The organism is Rudaea sp. 3F27F6, assembly GCF_005503555.1.
Lineage (GTDB): Bacteria > Pseudomonadota > Gammaproteobacteria > Xanthomonadales > Rhodanobacteraceae > Rudaea.
Genome location: NZ_SCNG01000005.1, coordinates 71,706 through 89,397, shown reverse-complemented (window position 1 = coordinate 89,397; position 17,692 = coordinate 71,706). Strand labels below are relative to the sequence as shown.

Genomic DNA, 17,692 nt, shown 5'->3' with positions numbered 1-17,692 from the left:
AAACTATCGCCACGAGCCTCGACATGACATCGAAGAACCTGCTGCCCTTTCTGTTGCTTCTCGCCTGCTCGACATCGAACGCGAATTCCGCGGCGGATGCACGTGAAGCGACAGCGAACCCATCCGTCGAACTCGCGGCGAAGGTGAAAGCCGAAACCCGGCGCGCTTGGCAGGGCTATATGCAGTACGCCGCCGGCCACGACGAGATCCGCCCGCTGAGCAAGACCGCACACGATTGGTACGCGCAGTCGCTGCTGATGACGCCGGTCGATGCGCTCGACACCTTGATCCTGATGGGCCTCGACGCAGAAGCGAAGCAGGCGCGCGAGTTGATCGAGACCAAGCTATCGTTCGACCAAGACATCTATGTCAAAACGTTCGAGATCACCATCCGCCATCTCGGCGGCCTGCTGTCCGCCTATCAGCTCAGCGGCGACAAGCGCCTGCTCGAACTCGCCGACGATCTCGGCACGCGCCTGTTGCCTGCGTTCGATTCGCCGACCGGTCTGCCCTATGTCGACGTCAATCTGCGCACCGGCAGGACACGCGGCACCGAGAGCGGGCCGGCGGAATCGGGCACCCTGCTGCTCGAATTCGGCACGCTGGCGAAGCTGACCGGCAAGCCGATCTACTACGAGAAAGCTAAGCGCGCACTCGTGGAAACCTACAAGCGCCGCTCGAAGCTCGATCTGGTCGGCGCGACGTTCGACGTCGCCAGCGGCCACTGGACCAGCACGGACAGCTCGGTCGCCGGCGGTATCGATTCGTACTACGAGTATCTGTACAAATGCTGGCGCCTGTTCGGCGACGGCGATTGCAAGGCCATGTGGGAGACGAGCATCAAAGCGCTCAACGCCCGCGTCGCGGACAAGGTGCGCGGCGAACTCTGGTACGGCCACGTCGATATGAACACCGGTGCGAGACGCAAGAGCGAGTTCGGCGCACTCGATGCGTTCTTCCCCGCCCTGCTCGCGGTCTCTGGCGATCTGGAGCGCGCGCGCAAGCTGCAGGCTTCGTCGATGAAGATGTGGCGCCTTCACGGCATCGAACCGGAAGCGCTCGACTACCGCGCGATGAAGGTGACGAGTCCCGGCTATGCGCTGCGCCCGGAGATCGTCGAGTCGGCCTATTACCTGCGCCGGCTTACCCGCGACACGCGCTACCTCGACGAAGGCCGCGAGATGTTCGAGGACTTCGAGCGCTGGTGCCGCACCGACACCGGCTTCGCCGCGCTCGAAAGCGTGGTCGACAAGCGCAAGAAGGACTCGCAGGAAAGCTTCCTCTACGCCGAAACGCTGAAGTACTACTATCTGCTGTTCGCCGCCGACGATGCGCTCGACTTCGACGCGGTCACCTTCAACACCGAAGCGCATCCGTTGCGCAAAACGTGGAAGGATTGAAGTAACCGCCTTCTCTAGATCGCGTCGCCCCTACTCAAGAATCCTCGCACCGAAACGCAACGACGGATCGGGCAGGCCGCGGCTCGCGTAACAGCCGCGGCCGCCGAGGCCGGGCCAGATGCTCTTGCTCGACGGACTCAGCTTCTGCCGGCACAGGTAGCGCGGCACGGCGACGAGTTCGTTGGACGGCGCACTCTGCCGATACTTCACGCGCTGTACCGAATAAGTATCGACCACTTGCCCGGTGCGCTGGTCGCTGACGTCGCCGGAAACGTGGCGCACCGACCAGCGGTCGCCGAGCGAATCGGCCACGTTCGGCGCCGCGCTATAAGAGAGCGACTCCGCTTGCAGATCGGCGTCCTGCGATGCGACCAGCAGCACGTACGCATTCGACGTCCAGCCCCAGCCGACGCCCTTCGGCACCCAGTTGCGCAGTTCCTGAATCTCCACTCGTGCCGACTGAAACGCCGGCTGGCGTGCCAGGTCCATGGCCAGGCGGATTACGTCGGGTTCGACCATATGGGTGCTCCACGCCAGCAAATGGCAGGCGTCGGCGGTCGACGCCTCGCGCGCGCGCTTCACGAGCAGTGGACTCAGTTCGCCCGAGCCTTCGGCGAAGACAAAATCGGTCGCCTCGTAGACGCGCAGACGCTCGCGTTCGCTGAAGTAGTGGCCGTAGAAATACTCGGAGAACAGATTGCGGATGGCCGGAGTCGGCGCCGCGAACGAATACGGGAAGACCGCCGGAACAGGTTCGTTCGCGCAGCCCGGCAAGCCTTCGACGAAGCGCGCGGACTGCCGCCATTCTTCGGTGCGCGGATAGACGCGTCCGCCGAGCCGGACGAGATTGAGGCTGACGAGCACGACGAGCGCCGTCCAGACGAGCAATCCGCGCCCGGCAAGCAGGGTCGCTTCGATCGAATCGTATAGGCAGGCGAACAGCAGCCAGATGAACGGCGCCGCGACGAGCACGTTGCGGTAGGAGAATGACGGCTTGATCGCGATCGACACGCCGATGCCGGCGACAACAATGCCAACCAGCACGGTGATGCACAGTGCTTCCGCCCAGCGACGATCGGGAGTGACGGGCGCCGTCGCCGGCACGGCCGCCGACGCAACCGAGCGTCGCCATCTCCACAACCAGACGATGCCGATCACGACGACCGCGGCCAGCGAGGAAGGACCGAGCGCCTGCTTCAAGAGCTGGCCGAACTGGCGCAGGAAGAAGCCGAGATCGTTGCGGAACCACAGATTATCGAAATCGAGCCGCGTGCTCTTCGTCAGCAGATAGTAATAACCTGCATTGCAGGCGAGCACGAGCGCCCCGCTCGCCACCAAGACCATGCGCAGGCGCAGATTGGGCACGGTGAAAAGCAGGTACAGCAGGACCATGCCGAAAGCGAGCAGCAGATAAGCGTGGGTGAAACTCGCGGCCGCACCGACTACGGTGAACGTCAGCCACCATGCCCACGGAAATCGATCGGCCGGCGCGCGCGAAGGCGACATGGCGATGGCCAGATGCAGGAGCAGCGCCGCGAGCAGCATTGCCAGTCCATAGCTGCGCGTGTACTGTGTCTGCTCGAACCAGAACGGCGACAGACTCGCGAGCGCGCAGGCGAACCAGACCGCTGCGCGATTGGCGACGACGCGCGACGCAGCGAACCAGAACAATGCCAGGGCCGAGACGAAAAACACCGCGGTCGGCAGGCGCAGAATCCATTCCGAATAGCCGACCAGGCGGCTCCACTCGTACAGGAACATGTAGTAGAGCGGCGGATGCACGTCGGTCAGCGCGCGGCGCAGCACCTCGCCGAGTCCATCCGCATGCTGGATGACGTACAGGGTGAACAGCTCATCGGTCCAAAAACTGCTCGCCGACAAACCGACGAAAGCAAAAACGCAGGCCGCCAGCGTAATCAAAACATAAGGCGTGCCGAACCATCTGACGGACTTGGTCGTATCCATGAACCACGAGCGCAGGTAACGAAGAACGTGACCTCAGACGTTCTACGCGTGCGCACCGTCGCAACAAACGTCATTGAATTTTGCAGAGATGCGAATGCGGCCGCTCGATCTGCGCAACTCGGCGCAGAAACTATGCCGACTCCTGTTTCGACGAAGCAGTCGACTCTTGCGTGCGCGAGCATCATCGAGGACGACGTAGTCCACGCTGATGCGTTCAGCTCGAGAACCGGGCTGGTCTTCGACTCAACCTCGGGGCACTATGTTCGGTGCGTTCAGATGGCGCATGCGGCTACCGACCGACCCACGCGGCTTGGCAAGATAGCGGCGGCTGGCTTCAGCCTGTGCCCGACTGCACGGCACTCGCAGCCGTGGCACCAACAGCGTGCGAGTTCGATCCGACTTCCCTGGCAATCGCGCAGCGGATCGAACTGAACAATATCGACTTGGTTTTGAAAACTTTTTCCGTCAGGCCAGCAGTGCCGAGGAAATTTCGTCGGCCGCGTCGCGCAGGTGCTGGATCGCCGATTTGATCGGCACCGAAACCGGATGGCGCTCGACAAACGGAATGGTCAACGTGCCGACCGCATGGCCGCGCTGCAGGATCGGCGCGGACAGATCGATGACCGCGTCGACGGCTTCGCTGCGCAGGTTCGCATAGCCCTGTTCGCGAATCAGCGTGGCGTTGGCGAGGAACTGCTTGCGTTTGAAGCGGTCCTCGCCGGCTTCCATCATGGCGAGCAGGCGCTCCTGCGTTTCTTCGCTCTGGAACGCAAACAACACCAGGCCCGACGTCGAGTGCGCGAACGGACGGCGATGGCCGACGCGCACGACGAAGCCGAGGTCGCTCGGCGCGTCGACGCGGGCGATGACGACGATCTGCTCCTGCGACGGAACGACGAGATGGCACGCGTTCTGGATCTGGTCGGCGAGGCGGTGCATCACCGGCAGCGCCGCCCGCGACAGATCCTTGATCGGCGGCCGCTCCATGCCGAGCAGGAACAGCCGGTTGGTCAGCGTGTACGACGAGTCGTTCTCGTCGCGCGCGAGATAGCCGCGCGTCTCCAGCACCTGCAGCATGCGGAAAATCTCGCTCTTCGAGTAGCCGACGCCCTGGGCGATCTCGGTCATGTTGAGCGAGCCCGAGGTACGCGCGAGCAGCTCGAGGATGTCCAGGCCCTTGTCGAGGGCAGGCGCGCGGTATTTGGTCGCTTTCGTCATTCGGTATTCCTTCTTCGGAGGCGGCAGGTCGCGGACGGCGCCGTCCTGCAGCGGCACGATATCAAAAACCAAGTTTCATATTTGCAACGATTTCGATATTGCTGATAGACTTCAACAAAATTCTATCCGCGCGGCACCGGGTCCACCAAACACCGCGCGCAGAGGGAGGAAACTATCATGCATTACGCCGACAGCGGCACGACGCGGTCCAGCGGGCAGATTGCACGGACGGCATTCGCCGCCTTCGCCCTCATCGTCAGCCTGTTCTTTCTATGGGGCATGGCGAACAACCTCAACGATATCCTGATCAAACAGTTCAAGAAGGCCTTCGAACTGTCCGATTTCCAGGCCGGCCTCGTGCAAAGCGCGTTCTATCTAGGCTATTTCCTGCTCGCTATCCCGGCCGGCATCTGCATGCGCCGCTTCGGTTACAAGGGCGCGCTGCTGATCGGCCTGGCGCTGTACGCCGCGGGCGCGTTCCTGTTCTACCCGGCCGCGGCGCAGCACGCCTACGGCCTGTTCCTCGCCGCGCTCTTCGTGATCGCGAGCGGTCTTGCCTTTCTCGAAACCTCGGCCAATCCCCTGGTCACCGTGCTCGGCCCGGCCGAAAGCGCGACGCGGCGGCTCAACCTGGCCCAGTCGTTCAATCCGCTCGGCTCGATCACCGGCGTCCTCGTCGGCCAGCACTTCATTTTTTCCGGCATCGAGCATACACCGGCCGAGCTTGCCGCGATGACGGCCGATGCGCGCCAGGCCTACTACGCCGCCGAATCGGCCGCGGTGCAGACGCCTTACCTGGTGATCGGGCTCGTCGTCGTGGTCTGGGCGGTGCTGATCGCGCTGACGCAGTTTCCGGCGACGGCGGTGCAGGAATCCGACCGCGCCGGCGGCGCGACGCACCTCGGCAAACTGTTCCGCAACGCGAACTTCCTGCTCGCAGTGATCGCCCAGTTCTTCTATGTCGGCGCCCAGGTCGGCATCTGGAGCTATCTGATCCGCTACGTCCAGGGCACCGTGCCCGGCACGCCCGAGAAAAGCGCGGCCGACTATCTGACTGCGTCGCTGATCGTATTCATGCTCGGCCGCTTCGCCGGCACCGCGGCGATGCGCGCACTCGCACCGGCACGCATCCTCGCCTTGTTCGCTGGGATCAATATCGCGCTGACCGCCTACGCGATCCTTTTCCCGGGCCAGTTCGGCATCTACGCGCTCGTCGCCGCGAGTTTCTTCATGTCGGTGATGTTCCCGACGATCTTCAGTCTCGGCCTCGGCAACCTCGGCGACGACGACCGCAAGCTCGCTTCGTCGTTCCTGGTCATGGCGATCATCGGCGGTGCGGTACTGACCGCGCTGATGGGCGCGGTGTCCGACCGCTTCGGCATCCACAGCGCGATGGCCGTGCCGACGATCTGCTTTGCCGTGATCCTCGGCTATGCCCTGCGCACGCGCAGGCTCGCGGCGGCCTGACGCCGTGCGGCTCTACTACGCGCTCGACCTCAAGGACGATCCTGCGCTGATCGCCGAGTACGAACGCTGGCACCGCGCCGACACGGTCTGGCCGGAGATCGTCGATTCGATCCGCGCGGCCGGGGTGCTCGATCTCGACATCTTCCGCGCCGGCAACCGACTCGTACTCGTGATGGAAGTCGGCGAGAGTTATTCCGCCGAACTCAAGGCCGCGAGCGACGCAGCGGATCCACGCGTGCAGGAATGGGAAGCGCTGATGTGGCAGTTCCAGCAGGCATTGCCGTTCGCCAAGCCCGGCGAGAAATGGCTGCCGATGCGGCAGATCTTTTCGCTGCGCGACGCGCTCGCGCAGCGGTCCGGGAATCGGTGACGGCGGTTTCGCGCCGTCACCGTTGGATCTGCGATGTCTACCGATAGCTGATCACGCGGATCAGTTGTACACGCGGAACGCGTCGATCTGTATGTAAGAGCCGCTTTTCAAGCTCAGTTTGATCGTATGCGCCCCGCCGTTCGCGAAGGTCTGCGAGAAGATGACTTGCTGCGGGTTATATCCTGACGCGGCGTTCTCGCTCACCGTTCTCACAAATACGCCGTCAACGGCGACATCGGCATTTCCTCCGCCGCTGTCGGTCGGCGCCAATACCTCGATCTTGCTGCCTGAAAAGCTCAACGATACCGAGTCGCCCACAGTTCGGGTGTAGTGCACGTCATTGGCGAAATCGCCGGCGTTGCGGTTGCCGCTGTAGGTCCAGCTGCCGGCGTAGGCAATGTTCGAGTTGGTGTCGTTCATCGTTTGCGCGGTGTTGTATACACGGAACGCATCGACCAACATGTAGGTACCGCTCTTCTTCGTCAGCTTGATCGTGTGCGTGGCGGAAGTCGGCCAAGTCTGCGAATACAGCACCTGTTGCGCCAGACGCGTGCCGTTCACAGCATTGACTGTGGTGACGTAGCTGCCGTCGATGGCGACGTCGATCTGTCCTTCGTCCGAATATTTCTCGGTAAGGAAATCGATGCCCTTGCCGAAGAAGGTATAGGTCGCGGAATCGCCGTTCGTCGCCGTGTAGTGCACGTCGTTGGCATAGTCGCCCACGTTGCGGTTGCTGCTCACCGAGAATGAGCCGGAATAGACGATGCCGCTGTCGCCGTCGTTCACTACCGTCGCCGCCGAGCCGCCGTAGATGTTCTGTTTGACCTGCTGCAGCATGGCGAGGTCGGTCGCCGACACGGTACCGTCTTCGTACATCATGAGGTCCGGGCTGATCGGCACGCCGCGCGAGGAGGCGTCCTGAATCCAACTCGTCATCGTACCCGCCGAGGTGTTGTTGCTGACGATCTGCTGGCCCTGCTGGTGCACGCCCCAGTCGTTGTCGAGGGTGAACATGCCATGCTGCAGCAAACCCTTGTTCGGCCCCGACGTATAAAGGCCGTTGCCGCCCGCCGCCGCGCTGCCTGTCGTCGCCTGGCCTTGGCTGCCTTCGCCGAACTGCACGTCCTGGAAGTCGGTGACTGGAATGTCGCCGAACACCGAACCGTTCCACGACACCAGCCGGTTCGGATTGCCCGTGCGCGCCGCGGCCTGGAGCGCCTCGAACGGCGCCGGATAATAGATGCAGCCGTCGTCAAAGAAAAAGCCGTCCAAGCTGCTGCCGTAACGCTGGCCGATTTCCGTAACGACCTTCTTCCAGTTATTGAAAAACGCCGTGCGGTCGCCGGTGCCGTTCGCCGAAAAACTGGTCGGATAAAACTGATACGGCCACCACGCGGAGTCCTCGTCGCCGGTGTGATAGTAGAGCGCGAAGCGAATGCCTTGCGCCTGCAGCGCGGTCGCCACATTGCCGATCAGATCCGTCGATGCAGTCAGATGCGGATTGGCCGGACCACCTGCGGCCGTGACGATGTCGTTCGGCGTCACCAGCGGCGCGTCCATGTGATAGCCCCACCAACTGATCGACCAAATGACGTAGGACGCGCCGGTCGACTTGACCATGTTGACGAAGTCGGCCACGTTGAAATTGGCCGCCTGCTGATCGAGCGGCAGCGCTGCACCGCCGCCGGCCGGGAAACCCCACGAGCCGTACTGGAACATCAGGCCGTACTTGGCCTGGCTGAGCCAGGTTGTGTTCGCGCGTGCAGCGGCGACGCGCGTGGTGTACGCACTCACGTCCGACGCACGCAGCAGCTCCAGCGACTTGATCTGCGCGCTGCCGGACAGCGTGCCCGTGCGCGCAAGTTTGACCACCACACTGCCCGCGGGAAGACTGATATTCGGCGCGACCTGGCGCTGCCAGCCGCCCGTCGCGGTGAACGTCGCCGCGACGCTGCCGTTCACGCTGAGGCTGAACTGCTGACCGCTGCTCGCGCTGAGCATAACCGTCGGCTGATAGCTCGCCGCGGCGGGAAGCAAGATCGTCCAGGCAAGATAGTCGGACGTCGTATTGAAATTCTGGATGTAGAAGTTTTTGCGTCCTTCGCTCGGATTGGCGACCGATGCGCTGCTGTTGCGCTCCGCGAGCGTCGCCAGCAGAACCTGCACATTGTCGGTCGTCGCGGTTTGATCGATCGGTATCGGATTCGGGCCGGCCTGCGCGACAACCGCCGCGACAGCGTCGAGCTGCGCGAAGCCGAGCAAGGCCAGAGACAATGCAACGGTATACTTTTTCATAACTTCTCCTGCGTGGTGGGTTGGAGAGTCGCGAGCGCCGAACGGCCGTGAACAGCCTTGGGTTCGATTCGACGTCTATTCAATTATGAAATTTACTTGCGTATATGAAACATCGGTCATGCGCGCAGATCAAGTTGCGACGCAGCAACGCGTTCGCCGAAAGGCGTGGAAATCGAGTCGCGCGCCGAGAATGCGCGGATCGGATCAGGGGATATGCGCGCGGTGCACGCTGCCGCGCGCATGCCGACGTTCCGCGACCACCGCGGAAAGCCGAAGAGCTTTAGCGGAAGCGCAGATTCGCGCGCGAGAGTTGATCGATCGACGTGCAGCCCATCAGCTTCATGCCGCGTTCGATCTCGATGCGCATCAGTTCCAGCGCGCGTTCGACGCCGGCCTGGCCCGCGGCGGCAAGCGGGAACAGATAGTAGCGGCCGAGGCCGACCGCCTTCGCTCCGAGCGAAAGCGCTTTGAGTACGTGCGTGCCGCGCTGTACGCCGCCGTCCATAAGCACGTCGATGCGGTCGCCGACCGCGTCGACAATCTCGGCGAGCTGATCGAACGCGGAGCGCGATCCGTCGAGCTGCCGCCCGCCATGATTCGACAACACGATGCCGCTACAGCCGATGTCCGCGGCGCGCTTCGCATCGGCCACCGACATGATGCCTTTCAGGCAGAACCGGCCCGACCAGAGCTTGACCATCTCGGCAACGTCGTCCCAATTCATCGACGGATCGAGCATCTCGGTGAAATAACGGCTGATCGACATCGCCCCGCCGCCCATGTCGACGTGCTCGTCGAGCTGCGGCAGCTTGAACGCTTCGTGGGTAACGTAGTCGATGCCCCACGCCGGCTTGCGGGCGAACTGCAGCATGCCGGCCAAGGTCAGCTTGAACGGAATCGAGAATCCCGTGCGCTTGTCGCGCTCGCGATTGCCGCCGGTGATGCTGTCGACCGTGAGCATCATCACTTCGATGCCGGCGGCGCGCGCGCGTTCGAGCATTGCGCGGTTGAGGCCGCGGTCCTTGTGAAAATAAAACTGATAGCACTGCGGACCGCCGCCGCAAAGGCCGCGCGCTTCCTCCAGGCTCACCGTGCCGAGCGAAGACACGCCGAACAGCGTGCCGAATTTTCCGGCCGCGGCGGCGACGGCGCGTTCGCCGCGGTGATGGAACAGGCGCTGCAGCGCCGTCGGTGAGCAGTACACCGGCAGCGCGAGCTTCTGCCCCATCACGTTGGCCGACAGATCGACGTCTTCGACGCCGCGCAGCACGTTCGGTACCAGGTCGCAGCGCTCGAAGCTGGCGGTATTGCGCCGATACGTCACCTCGTCGTCGGCCGCACCGTCAATGTAGTTGAAGATCGGCCCGGGCAGCCGCCGCTGCGCCATTTTGCGGAAGTCGTGGAAGTTGTGGCAGTCGGTCAGGCGCATGGCGTAGTGAAGAAAGCGGATTGTGTCTTCAAGCGGGGCGCGCGTGCAGATAAACCGTCGCAATTGCGCTCAACGGATGCGACAGTCTAGCGTTGTACACGCGAGCCGGTATCCAACCGACTGCAAATCCGGTCCACATGCCTTGCGGAATTGCACTGCGACCTGCAAAAAAAAAACCGGCAGCCCGTCGGAGAGAAGCTGCCGGCTGAGAGGAAGGAGGCACCCTGCACTCCCGTCCATAAACATCCGCGTCGGGTTGACCGCCGCAGCCGAGGGTCGGCTGCGGCGATCGGCCGGACGCACCATCAGAACGAAACCCGCACTCCGAGCGTGTAGCGCGTCCCGTCCAGCTCGTAGTTGCGGCTGATGCCGTACTTGGTGACGTTACGCAGCGGTTCGTTCGTCAGGTTGGAAATCGACGCCGTCGCGCTGACCCACTGATTGAAGTTGTAGTTGGCAGAAACATCGACGGTACCGAAGGACTTGCCGAAGTCGCCGTCACCGAAGTAACTCGACGGATCGGCGACGAAGCCACTGCGATAGTTGTAGAGCACGTGCACGCCGAAAGTCGGGTTTTCGTAGTAGACGCCGACGTTGTAGCTGTTCTTCGACACACCCGACAGCGGCACCGGCGCCTGGCCCTCGGTGACGACGATCGGATCGGCCTTGATGTAGGTGTAGTTCGCCTGTGCGCCGAGGTCTTTGAAGACGCCCGGCAGGAACGTGAACGGCTGTTGGTAGCCGACTTCGATGCCTTTGATCTTGGTGCCGCCGCCGTTCTTCGGCTGGAACACGGAGAACGTGACGGGCCGAGTCGGACTGCCCACTTCACTGACGAAGGTGACCGGATACGTCGCGCTGGAGGTCGAATTCACGACGAAGTTCGACACATCCTTGTAGAACACCGCAGCCGACAACAGACTGCGTTCGTTGAAATACCACTCCAGGGACAGGTCGAACTGATTGGACAGATACGGCTTGAGGTTCGGGTTGCCCCCGCTGATGTTCTGCACGTTCGCATTGACCGAGGTGGTCGGCGCGATCAGGCTGAGGTCGGGACGCTGCATCACTTTTGCCGCGGCGAAGCGCGCGATCAGGTCGTCGCTGATCCGGTAGCTCAGATTGAGGCTCGGCAAGACCTCGTTGTAGTCGTTCCCCACCGTCTGGAACGCATACTTGTTCGCGCCGGTGCGCGCGCCACCCTGATCGAAGGTGATGCCTTCGGAGAATACCGGCCCAAAGCCAGTCGAAGCCTGCTCGGTGCGCACGAAGCGCAGGCCGACATTGCCGTTCCAGCGCTGGTCTTCACTGCCGAAATCCAGCTTCACGTAGGCCGAATATACTTTTTCTTCCGTGGAAGTGATGCTGCCGGAGTCGTGCTTCAGCGGCGACAGCGCAAGTATCTTCGATAAAGGCAGCGACTGCAGGAACAGGAACGGATTCGCCGAAAGCCAGGTCTTCGGGAACGAGGAGCGGCCACCGTAATCGGACATGAAACTCGATCCGCCGTACATCTGCATCCATGGCGCGGCGTTGAAGGCAGGACTGTTATCCGGTGCCGTGAACACCTGGCAGCCGAGCACGCTGCAAATCTGGCTCGGCGAAATCGCGATCTGGTTGCTGCCCGTGGCGAAATTGCGGTCGGTGTAATCGACGCCGAAGCGCAGCTTGGACAACCAGCCCCAGGCGAGATCGCGCGAAAGATCGATCTTGGCGTTGCGGATCTGGTCGCTGGTCGGCGTTTCGAGATCGCCGTTGAAGCCAATCGCGTAAAAGCTGTTCGGATTCATCGGGTCCGGCCGACCTGGTCCGGTGGGATTGAAACCGAGGGTCGGAATGCCGGAAAGATCGGTGCGCATGTTGTAGAAACCGCTCGGCCGCGCCAGCACCTCAAGAGAAAAATCGGTGGACAAGCGCTGTGCACGCGAATACGACACCTCGCCGTCCGCGGTCCACGCCCCGAACGACAATGTGCCGCCGAAGCCGAACGATTTCAGCGTATCGACCTGATAGTTCGAGCGCGCGTTATTGCGCAGATCGACGCCGTCGGCGCTGTAGCCAAGCACGTAATTCGTGGCCGGATCGACGTAGACGCCGGCAGGCACGGCCGGACCGAGCGAATCGACCTGGCGCTGCGCATTTGCCGGCAGATACGTGTCGTTCTTGAACTTCGAATAGAGTGCGTCGAGACGCAGTTCGAGCGATTCGCTGGGCTTGTACTCCAGCTTCGACATAAAGCTGCCGCGCGAACGCGTGCCGATGTTCTGGTCGAGATAGGTCGCGTTCTGCAAGTAGTACGGTTTGCCGCCGTTGAGATCGAGCGGGCTGCCCGCGGCCAGCGTGCCGTCGGCATTGAACTTCGGCGTGAACGGCTGCATGCCGTAGGCGTTGTAGGCCTCCGTGTTCAAGCGACGCTGGCTGTAATCGACGCCGACGACGAGGCCCCACGTCTTGTCGGCCCAGGTGTTGGTATACAACGCCGCCAGATGCGGCTCTGCCGTGCCCTTGGCCTGGTCGTTGTAGTTGCCTTCGGCGATGACCGAGAAGCGCTGCTTGCCATAGGCGATCGGGCTGACCGTGCGGATATTCATCGTACCGCCGAGACCGCCTTCGCTCATATCGGCCGTCGGCGACTTGAACACGTCGACCGCGTTGGCGAAGTCGGCCGACAGGATAGTCATGTCGAACGCACGCGAGCCGGTCGGCGACGGCATCACGCGGCCGTCCAAGGTGACCGCGGTGAACTTCGGATCGAGGCCGCGGATGCTGACCGACTGGCCCTCGCCATTGCTGCGCGTGATCTGCACGCCGGTGATGCGCTGCACGGACTCGGCAATGTTTTCTTCGGGAAACTTGCCGATATCCTCGGCGGAGATCGTGTCGCTGATCACTTCCGCGTTGCGCTTGTCGGAGACCGACTTCGCCAGGCTGCCCGCATAGCCGGACACCTGGACTTCGCCGAGCTGGGTGGCCGCATCGCTTTTCTCGGGCGGCGCGGACTGTGCTTGCGCATCCGCATCGCTGCGCGCGGATTCGCTGCCGGGATCGCCCGCCTTCGCCGCCGCACTCGCGAGCGCCGCCGCAGTCAGGACCACGTAGATGGACGACGACAATAGAGACTTACGCATTTTTCTCCCCTCCAGTTGATGGAATGAAGGCGTGGCTGCGTGGCCCGCCCTTATCGTTATGTTCAAAAGTAAAACACGATTTCATATAACAATCAACATAACGTTTTCTTCTCGGCCGCTTCGAGAACGATTCAACCAACGATTCAACCGAGGCGACTGCCACATGCGGCAATCAAATCGGCGTTCCCAAACGCCGATTTCGCGCCAAGACCTCTCTGCCGCAAAGACGTCCACAGCAGCGCCGCAAGTCGGCCGCACCAGTCATCGCAACCGAATGCGCCGCGCCCCAGCACCGGCAAGACCGGTTTCAGGAACCCATGCGTCCTGGTTCGACTAAAAGCCGCTATGTTCGCGATTTGCGGATGTATGCGGCAGCGGCCCTCGATTCGAGAAGCGCTGCGTCAAAACGACGCCAGCCGGCCTGATACGAGATCGACAATGCGCGCAGCGACCCACAATTTGGGCTGCCGCTTCGATGCGAAGGAAATCGCGGCTACTCGCCGATCCGCAAAGTCAGCGTGTGCCGCTTTTGATCGCGGGCAATGACGACGGCGATTTCACCGCGCCACGCCCGCGCGGTCAGCAGGCGCTGCAGATCGGCAACATTGTCGATCCGTTCGGCCGGATTGCCGAAGGCATCCGCCGAGGCTTCGACAACGACATCGCCGGCGCGCAAGCCTTGGCGCGCAGCCGCACTCTGTGGCGGTACATCGAGCACCAGCACGCCGGCGATTTCGGCCAGTCCCGCGGCCGACTGCTCGCCGAGGGTCGAAACGTTCTTCACTTCGGCGCCGAAGAACGGAAACCGCTGATCCGGCGCTTTCTCCGCCGCCGACGCAAGCTCGGGGAAGACCGGTTGCCGCGCGAGCGCCTTGAGCCTCGCACGCTGCACGCCAAAATCGTTTGTGGCGAAGTTGGTGAAGCCGAGTGCGAGTGCGCGGCTCTTCTCAGCAACTCGGTAGTCGCCGCGCGCAGAATCGAGAAATTGCGGATCGCCGAATGCGGAGTGCGCATCGAGGCCCAGCTTGCGCGCCGCCGCCAATGCGCGTTCGGTCGGGAACAAGTTGTTGTCGATCTTCGCGTCCCAATGCTGCACGAGGATGGGCTGATACGGCGCTATCACGATATTGCGCTCGAACGCGTCGTTCGACTGCGCGAACCACACATGCGGATGGAAGCTGTTATTGACGATAACGTTGTTCCAGGCCTCGCGCGAGAAACCTTCGCGGAACTTGAGGCCGCCGTTGAGCAGCACGTTGTCGTGGATGCGATAGTTCGACGAGCCGTCGTCGAGATCGATGTCCCAACCGTGATCGCAGCGGAAACGGTTGTGGCGCAACGTGATCGGCGTAAGCACGTCGAGCTTCCACAAACCGGGATGCGCGGCGTTGAGCGCGTCCATGGTCTTGCGGTCCGGATGCCAGAAGCGGTCGCGTCCCCAGCTGTTGAAGGCACCGTGGTCACCGGTTTCGAGTACGGTGTCGAACACATCGTTGTACTCGACCACATGGCCGCCCCAGGTGCCGCTGCCGATATTGATGCCGGCGCGCGGCACTTCGTAGATGCTGTTGTGGGCGACGCGGATGTTCATCGCCATGTCGACGTCGACGCCGGCGACCTGCTTCTCGATGCGGCCGATGCGATGGATCAGATTGTCCTCGGCTGCCGAATCGGCCGGATAGTCGTTCGACTTCGGGCCCGGCTTGAGATCGAGCTGCTCGAACGGTACGAAGTCTTCGTAGCGAAAACTCGGCGAGCGCACCGCCGCCGGCATGCCGACGAAATCGATGCCGCCGCCGCCCATGTCGTGGATATGATTGCCGGCGATCGCGACGCGGCGGTTGTAGCCGCTGACGAAGACGGCGTTGCCGCCTGAATCGGCGATCTCGTTGCCCTCGATGCGTATGTCCTCGGTGCGTTCGAGGAACACGGCGCCCTCGCGCGCGATCATCCAGTCGCTGCGCAGCAACGGCTCGGTATTGCGCAGGAACGACGCACCGGCATGCCCGAGCGCGAGTCCGGCGATGCGCAGATGGCATAGCGGCGCGTTGGTTCCGCCGCGCAGGTCGAAGATCCGCGTGGCGCCAGCGACCTCGACCTTCGCACGCTTCAAATCGACGCCCGCAGGCGGCAGGAAATACAGCGTCGAGCGCGCCGCGTCGTAGAACCATTCGCCGGGCGCGTCGAGTTCTTCGAATACGTTCTCGACGTAGCGATAGATCGCATGCGGCGGCGACGGGCGATTGTTGCCGACGGCCGCACCGAAGATCAGGCTGCCGTCGCTTTTCTTGCCGAGGATCGGAATCTGCATGCCGCCCCAGCGGCTGCCGTGCAGAGCCTGCACGATGGCGCCTGCGGGATTTTTCCAACGTGCGACGCGTGCGGGCGACAAGGCATCGGCGGAATAGCCGCCGAGCACCTGCGCGTTCGCATCGAAGTTTGGATAACGCGCGCGCACCTGCGCTTTGCCGTCGAGATAGATTTGATCGAAGGTGGGCGATGCAACCCGCGCCTGCCAGATGCCGTCGCGGTATGGCTTCCACTGCACGTCGAGGCGACGACCCGCGTAGATATGCGGCGGCTTGTCCGCATCGGCGGCGACGATCTCGGTGGGCGCGGCCTGTGTACCGGAGAGTTCAGGTCCGATCCTGAGCGGCGCATCCAGATAGTAATGGCCCGCGGCGATGCGAATACGGATCGGCACGGCGGCATGCTCGCGCCGAAACGCAGCCGCTTCGCGCAGCGTGGCTTGCAGCGTCGCCGCTCCGCTCGTCGCCGTGACGGAAAATTCGCGGTACTTCTGCGCAGGATCGGTGACGCCCTGCGCAACCGACGCGCCGAGCAGCATCGGCGCCGCCGCGAGCGCGAACGCGGCGCAGACGCTACGCAACCGTGCTGCGCCGCTACGTCGGCCAGAACCCACTTCAGGACCCGGTTTCGAGCACGAGCACCGTATCGATCGGATCGAGCGGCTTCTCGGGCAATTTCACTTCGAGCGATTTGCCGTCCTGCTTGAGCGCGAGCGGCGCGTGCTGCGGATCGGCGAGCAGATAGGCCGACTTCGCCTTGACCTTGCCCGTGTCGAGTTTCAGCGTGGTGCCGGGCCACTCGAACAGATGCACGTAGACCTTGCCTTTCTTCGTCGTCGCGCGCCAATCCCACTTCGGCACCCACTTCGGCTTGCCCTCACCGACTGTCTTTTCCGTGGCCGAGTAGCTGCCGTGATCGCCGGCAAACGGGGTCGGCCCGCTTGCATAGATCGACTCACCGTTGACGTCGAGCCACTTGCCGATTTCGCGCAGGCGCTCCGCTTCGGCTGCCGGAATCACGCCGGTCGCGTCGGGGCCGACATTGAGCAGGTAATTTCCGCCCTTGCTCGCGATGTCGACGAGGTTGCGGATCAGCACTTCGGTCGATTTGAAATTCGTGTCGGTCGACTTGTAGCCCCAAGTCTCGTTCATCGTCATGCAGGTTTCCCAGTCTTTGCCGGGGAAGCCCTGCGCGGGGATATGCTGTTCGGGCGTTTCCGTATCGCCCGGATAGCCGCCGCCGAGGCGGTTGTTCCAGATCAGGTTCGGATGCGCATTGGTCAGCGCGACGAACTCGGACGCGAGCTCCGGCGTCATGTCCTTGGTCGGCGTGTCGTACCAGATCACCGCCGGCGCGGGCTGGTAGTTCGTCAGCAGTTCCTTGAGCTGCGGCAGCGCCTTCTTGTGCAGGTACTCGGCGAAGTTGCCGTCCTGCGCCTTGTCCCAATGGAAGGTCGGCGGCGCATGGTTGCCGGTCTTGTACGCGGCGCCGCCCGGTGCAGTCCAATCCTGGTCCTGCGAGTAATAGAAACCGAACTTGAGGCCCTGCTTCTGCGCTTCTGCCGCGAGTTCCTTGAGCGGATCGCGCTTGAACGGCGTCGCCTGCACGATATTGAATGGATCGGCCTTGGAGTCGTACATGGCGAAGCCGTCGTGATGCTTGGACGTGATCACGATGTACTTCATGCCGGCCGCCTTGGCCAGCGCAACCCAGGCGTGCGCATCGAACTGAGTCGGATTGAACTGCGGCGCGAGCTTCTTGTAGTCGGCAACCGGAATCGACGCGTCGTTCATGATCCACTCGCCGACGCCGTCGATCGGCTTGCCGTTCCACACGCCTGCGGGCACCGCGTACAGGCCCCAATGGATGAACATGCCGAAGCGCGCTTCGCGCCACCAGGCCATGCGCGCATCGCGCTGCGCCGGCGTCTCCTTGTCCTGGATCGCCGCGACGGGATGCGCGGCCGTCTGTGCTTCAGCGGCGAACGCGGGCGCAGCGGCCGCCAGCAGCGAGGTCAGAACAGATGTGAACAACAGCGACGGTTTTACTTTCATGACGGGTTCCCAAAATAGTCGTACAAGAAAACGAGGCATACCCACTCGTACCGATT

At 62.8% G+C, this 17,692-nt stretch carries 10 protein-coding genes; 3 read left to right on the top strand and 7 right to left on the bottom strand.

Translation table 11 applies throughout. The features are described 5' to 3' along the window. Positions 1 to 23 precede the first annotated feature (23 nt). The gene (locus FFS30_RS18035; RefSeq protein ID WP_137914590.1) at positions 24 to 1,400 is read left to right on the top strand and encodes a glycoside hydrolase family 47 protein; all 1,377 of its coding nucleotides are present in this window, start codon (positions 24 to 26) and stop codon (positions 1,398 to 1,400) included. A 30-nt stretch (positions 1,401 to 1,430) separates the two neighbouring features. Here the strand turns inward: FFS30_RS18035 and FFS30_RS18030 are convergent, their stop codons facing one another. Both FFS30_RS18030 and FFS30_RS18025 read right to left on the bottom strand, forming a co-directional pair. Further along, positions 1,431 to 3,365 (bottom strand): glycosyltransferase family 39 protein, encoded by a 1,935-nt coding sequence (locus FFS30_RS18030; protein WP_137914589.1) that lies wholly within the window; start codon positions 3,363 to 3,365, stop codon positions 1,431 to 1,433. A gap of 465 nt (positions 3,366 to 3,830) precedes the next feature. Continuing rightward, positions 3,831 to 4,583 (bottom strand): IclR family transcriptional regulator, encoded by a 753-nt coding sequence (locus FFS30_RS18025; protein ID WP_137914588.1) that lies wholly within the window; start codon positions 4,581 to 4,583, stop codon positions 3,831 to 3,833. Between the two features lie 177 nt (positions 4,584 to 4,760). Between FFS30_RS18025 and fucP the strand changes: the two genes are divergently transcribed. Continuing rightward, entirely contained in the window at positions 4,761 to 6,050 is a 1,290-nt protein-coding gene (fucP, locus tag FFS30_RS18020; protein ID WP_137914587.1) for an L-fucose:H+ symporter permease, read from the top strand. Between the two features lie 4 nt (positions 6,051 to 6,054). After that, positions 6,055 to 6,420, top strand: coding sequence for an L-rhamnose mutarotase (locus FFS30_RS18015; RefSeq protein ID WP_249352543.1), 366 nt, complete (start codon positions 6,055 to 6,057; stop codon positions 6,418 to 6,420). A gap of 60 nt (positions 6,421 to 6,480) precedes the next feature. Here the strand turns inward: FFS30_RS18015 and FFS30_RS18010 are convergent, their stop codons facing one another. The 5 genes from FFS30_RS18010 to FFS30_RS17990 all read right to left on the bottom strand — a co-directional run bounded on the left by FFS30_RS18010 (position 6,481) and on the right by FFS30_RS17990 (position 17,636). After that, positions 6,481 to 8,715, bottom strand: a complete 2,235-nt coding sequence (locus FFS30_RS18010) for an alpha-L-fucosidase (RefSeq protein ID WP_137914585.1) — start codon at positions 8,713 to 8,715, stop codon at positions 6,481 to 6,483. Positions 8,716 to 8,995: 280 nt separating this feature from the next. Next, complete coding sequence (locus FFS30_RS18005) at positions 8,996 to 10,144, bottom strand: alpha-hydroxy acid oxidase (protein WP_137914584.1); 1,149 nt, start codon at positions 10,142 to 10,144, stop codon at positions 8,996 to 8,998. Between the two features lie 305 nt (positions 10,145 to 10,449). Continuing rightward, complete coding sequence (locus tag FFS30_RS18000; protein WP_137914583.1) at positions 10,450 to 13,272, bottom strand: TonB-dependent receptor; 2,823 nt, start codon at positions 13,270 to 13,272, stop codon at positions 10,450 to 10,452. A gap of 493 nt (positions 13,273 to 13,765) precedes the next feature. Then, complete coding sequence (locus FFS30_RS17995; protein WP_137914582.1) at positions 13,766 to 16,162, bottom strand: PDZ domain-containing protein; 2,397 nt, start codon at positions 16,160 to 16,162, stop codon at positions 13,766 to 13,768. 34 nt (positions 16,163 to 16,196) lie between these two features. Beyond that, positions 16,197 to 17,636 carry an alpha-L-fucosidase gene (locus FFS30_RS17990; RefSeq protein WP_137914581.1) on the bottom strand — a complete coding sequence of 480 codons (1,440 nt, stop codon included), beginning with the start codon at positions 17,634 to 17,636 and terminating at the stop codon, positions 16,197 to 16,199. Positions 17,637 to 17,692: the final 56 nt, after the last annotated feature.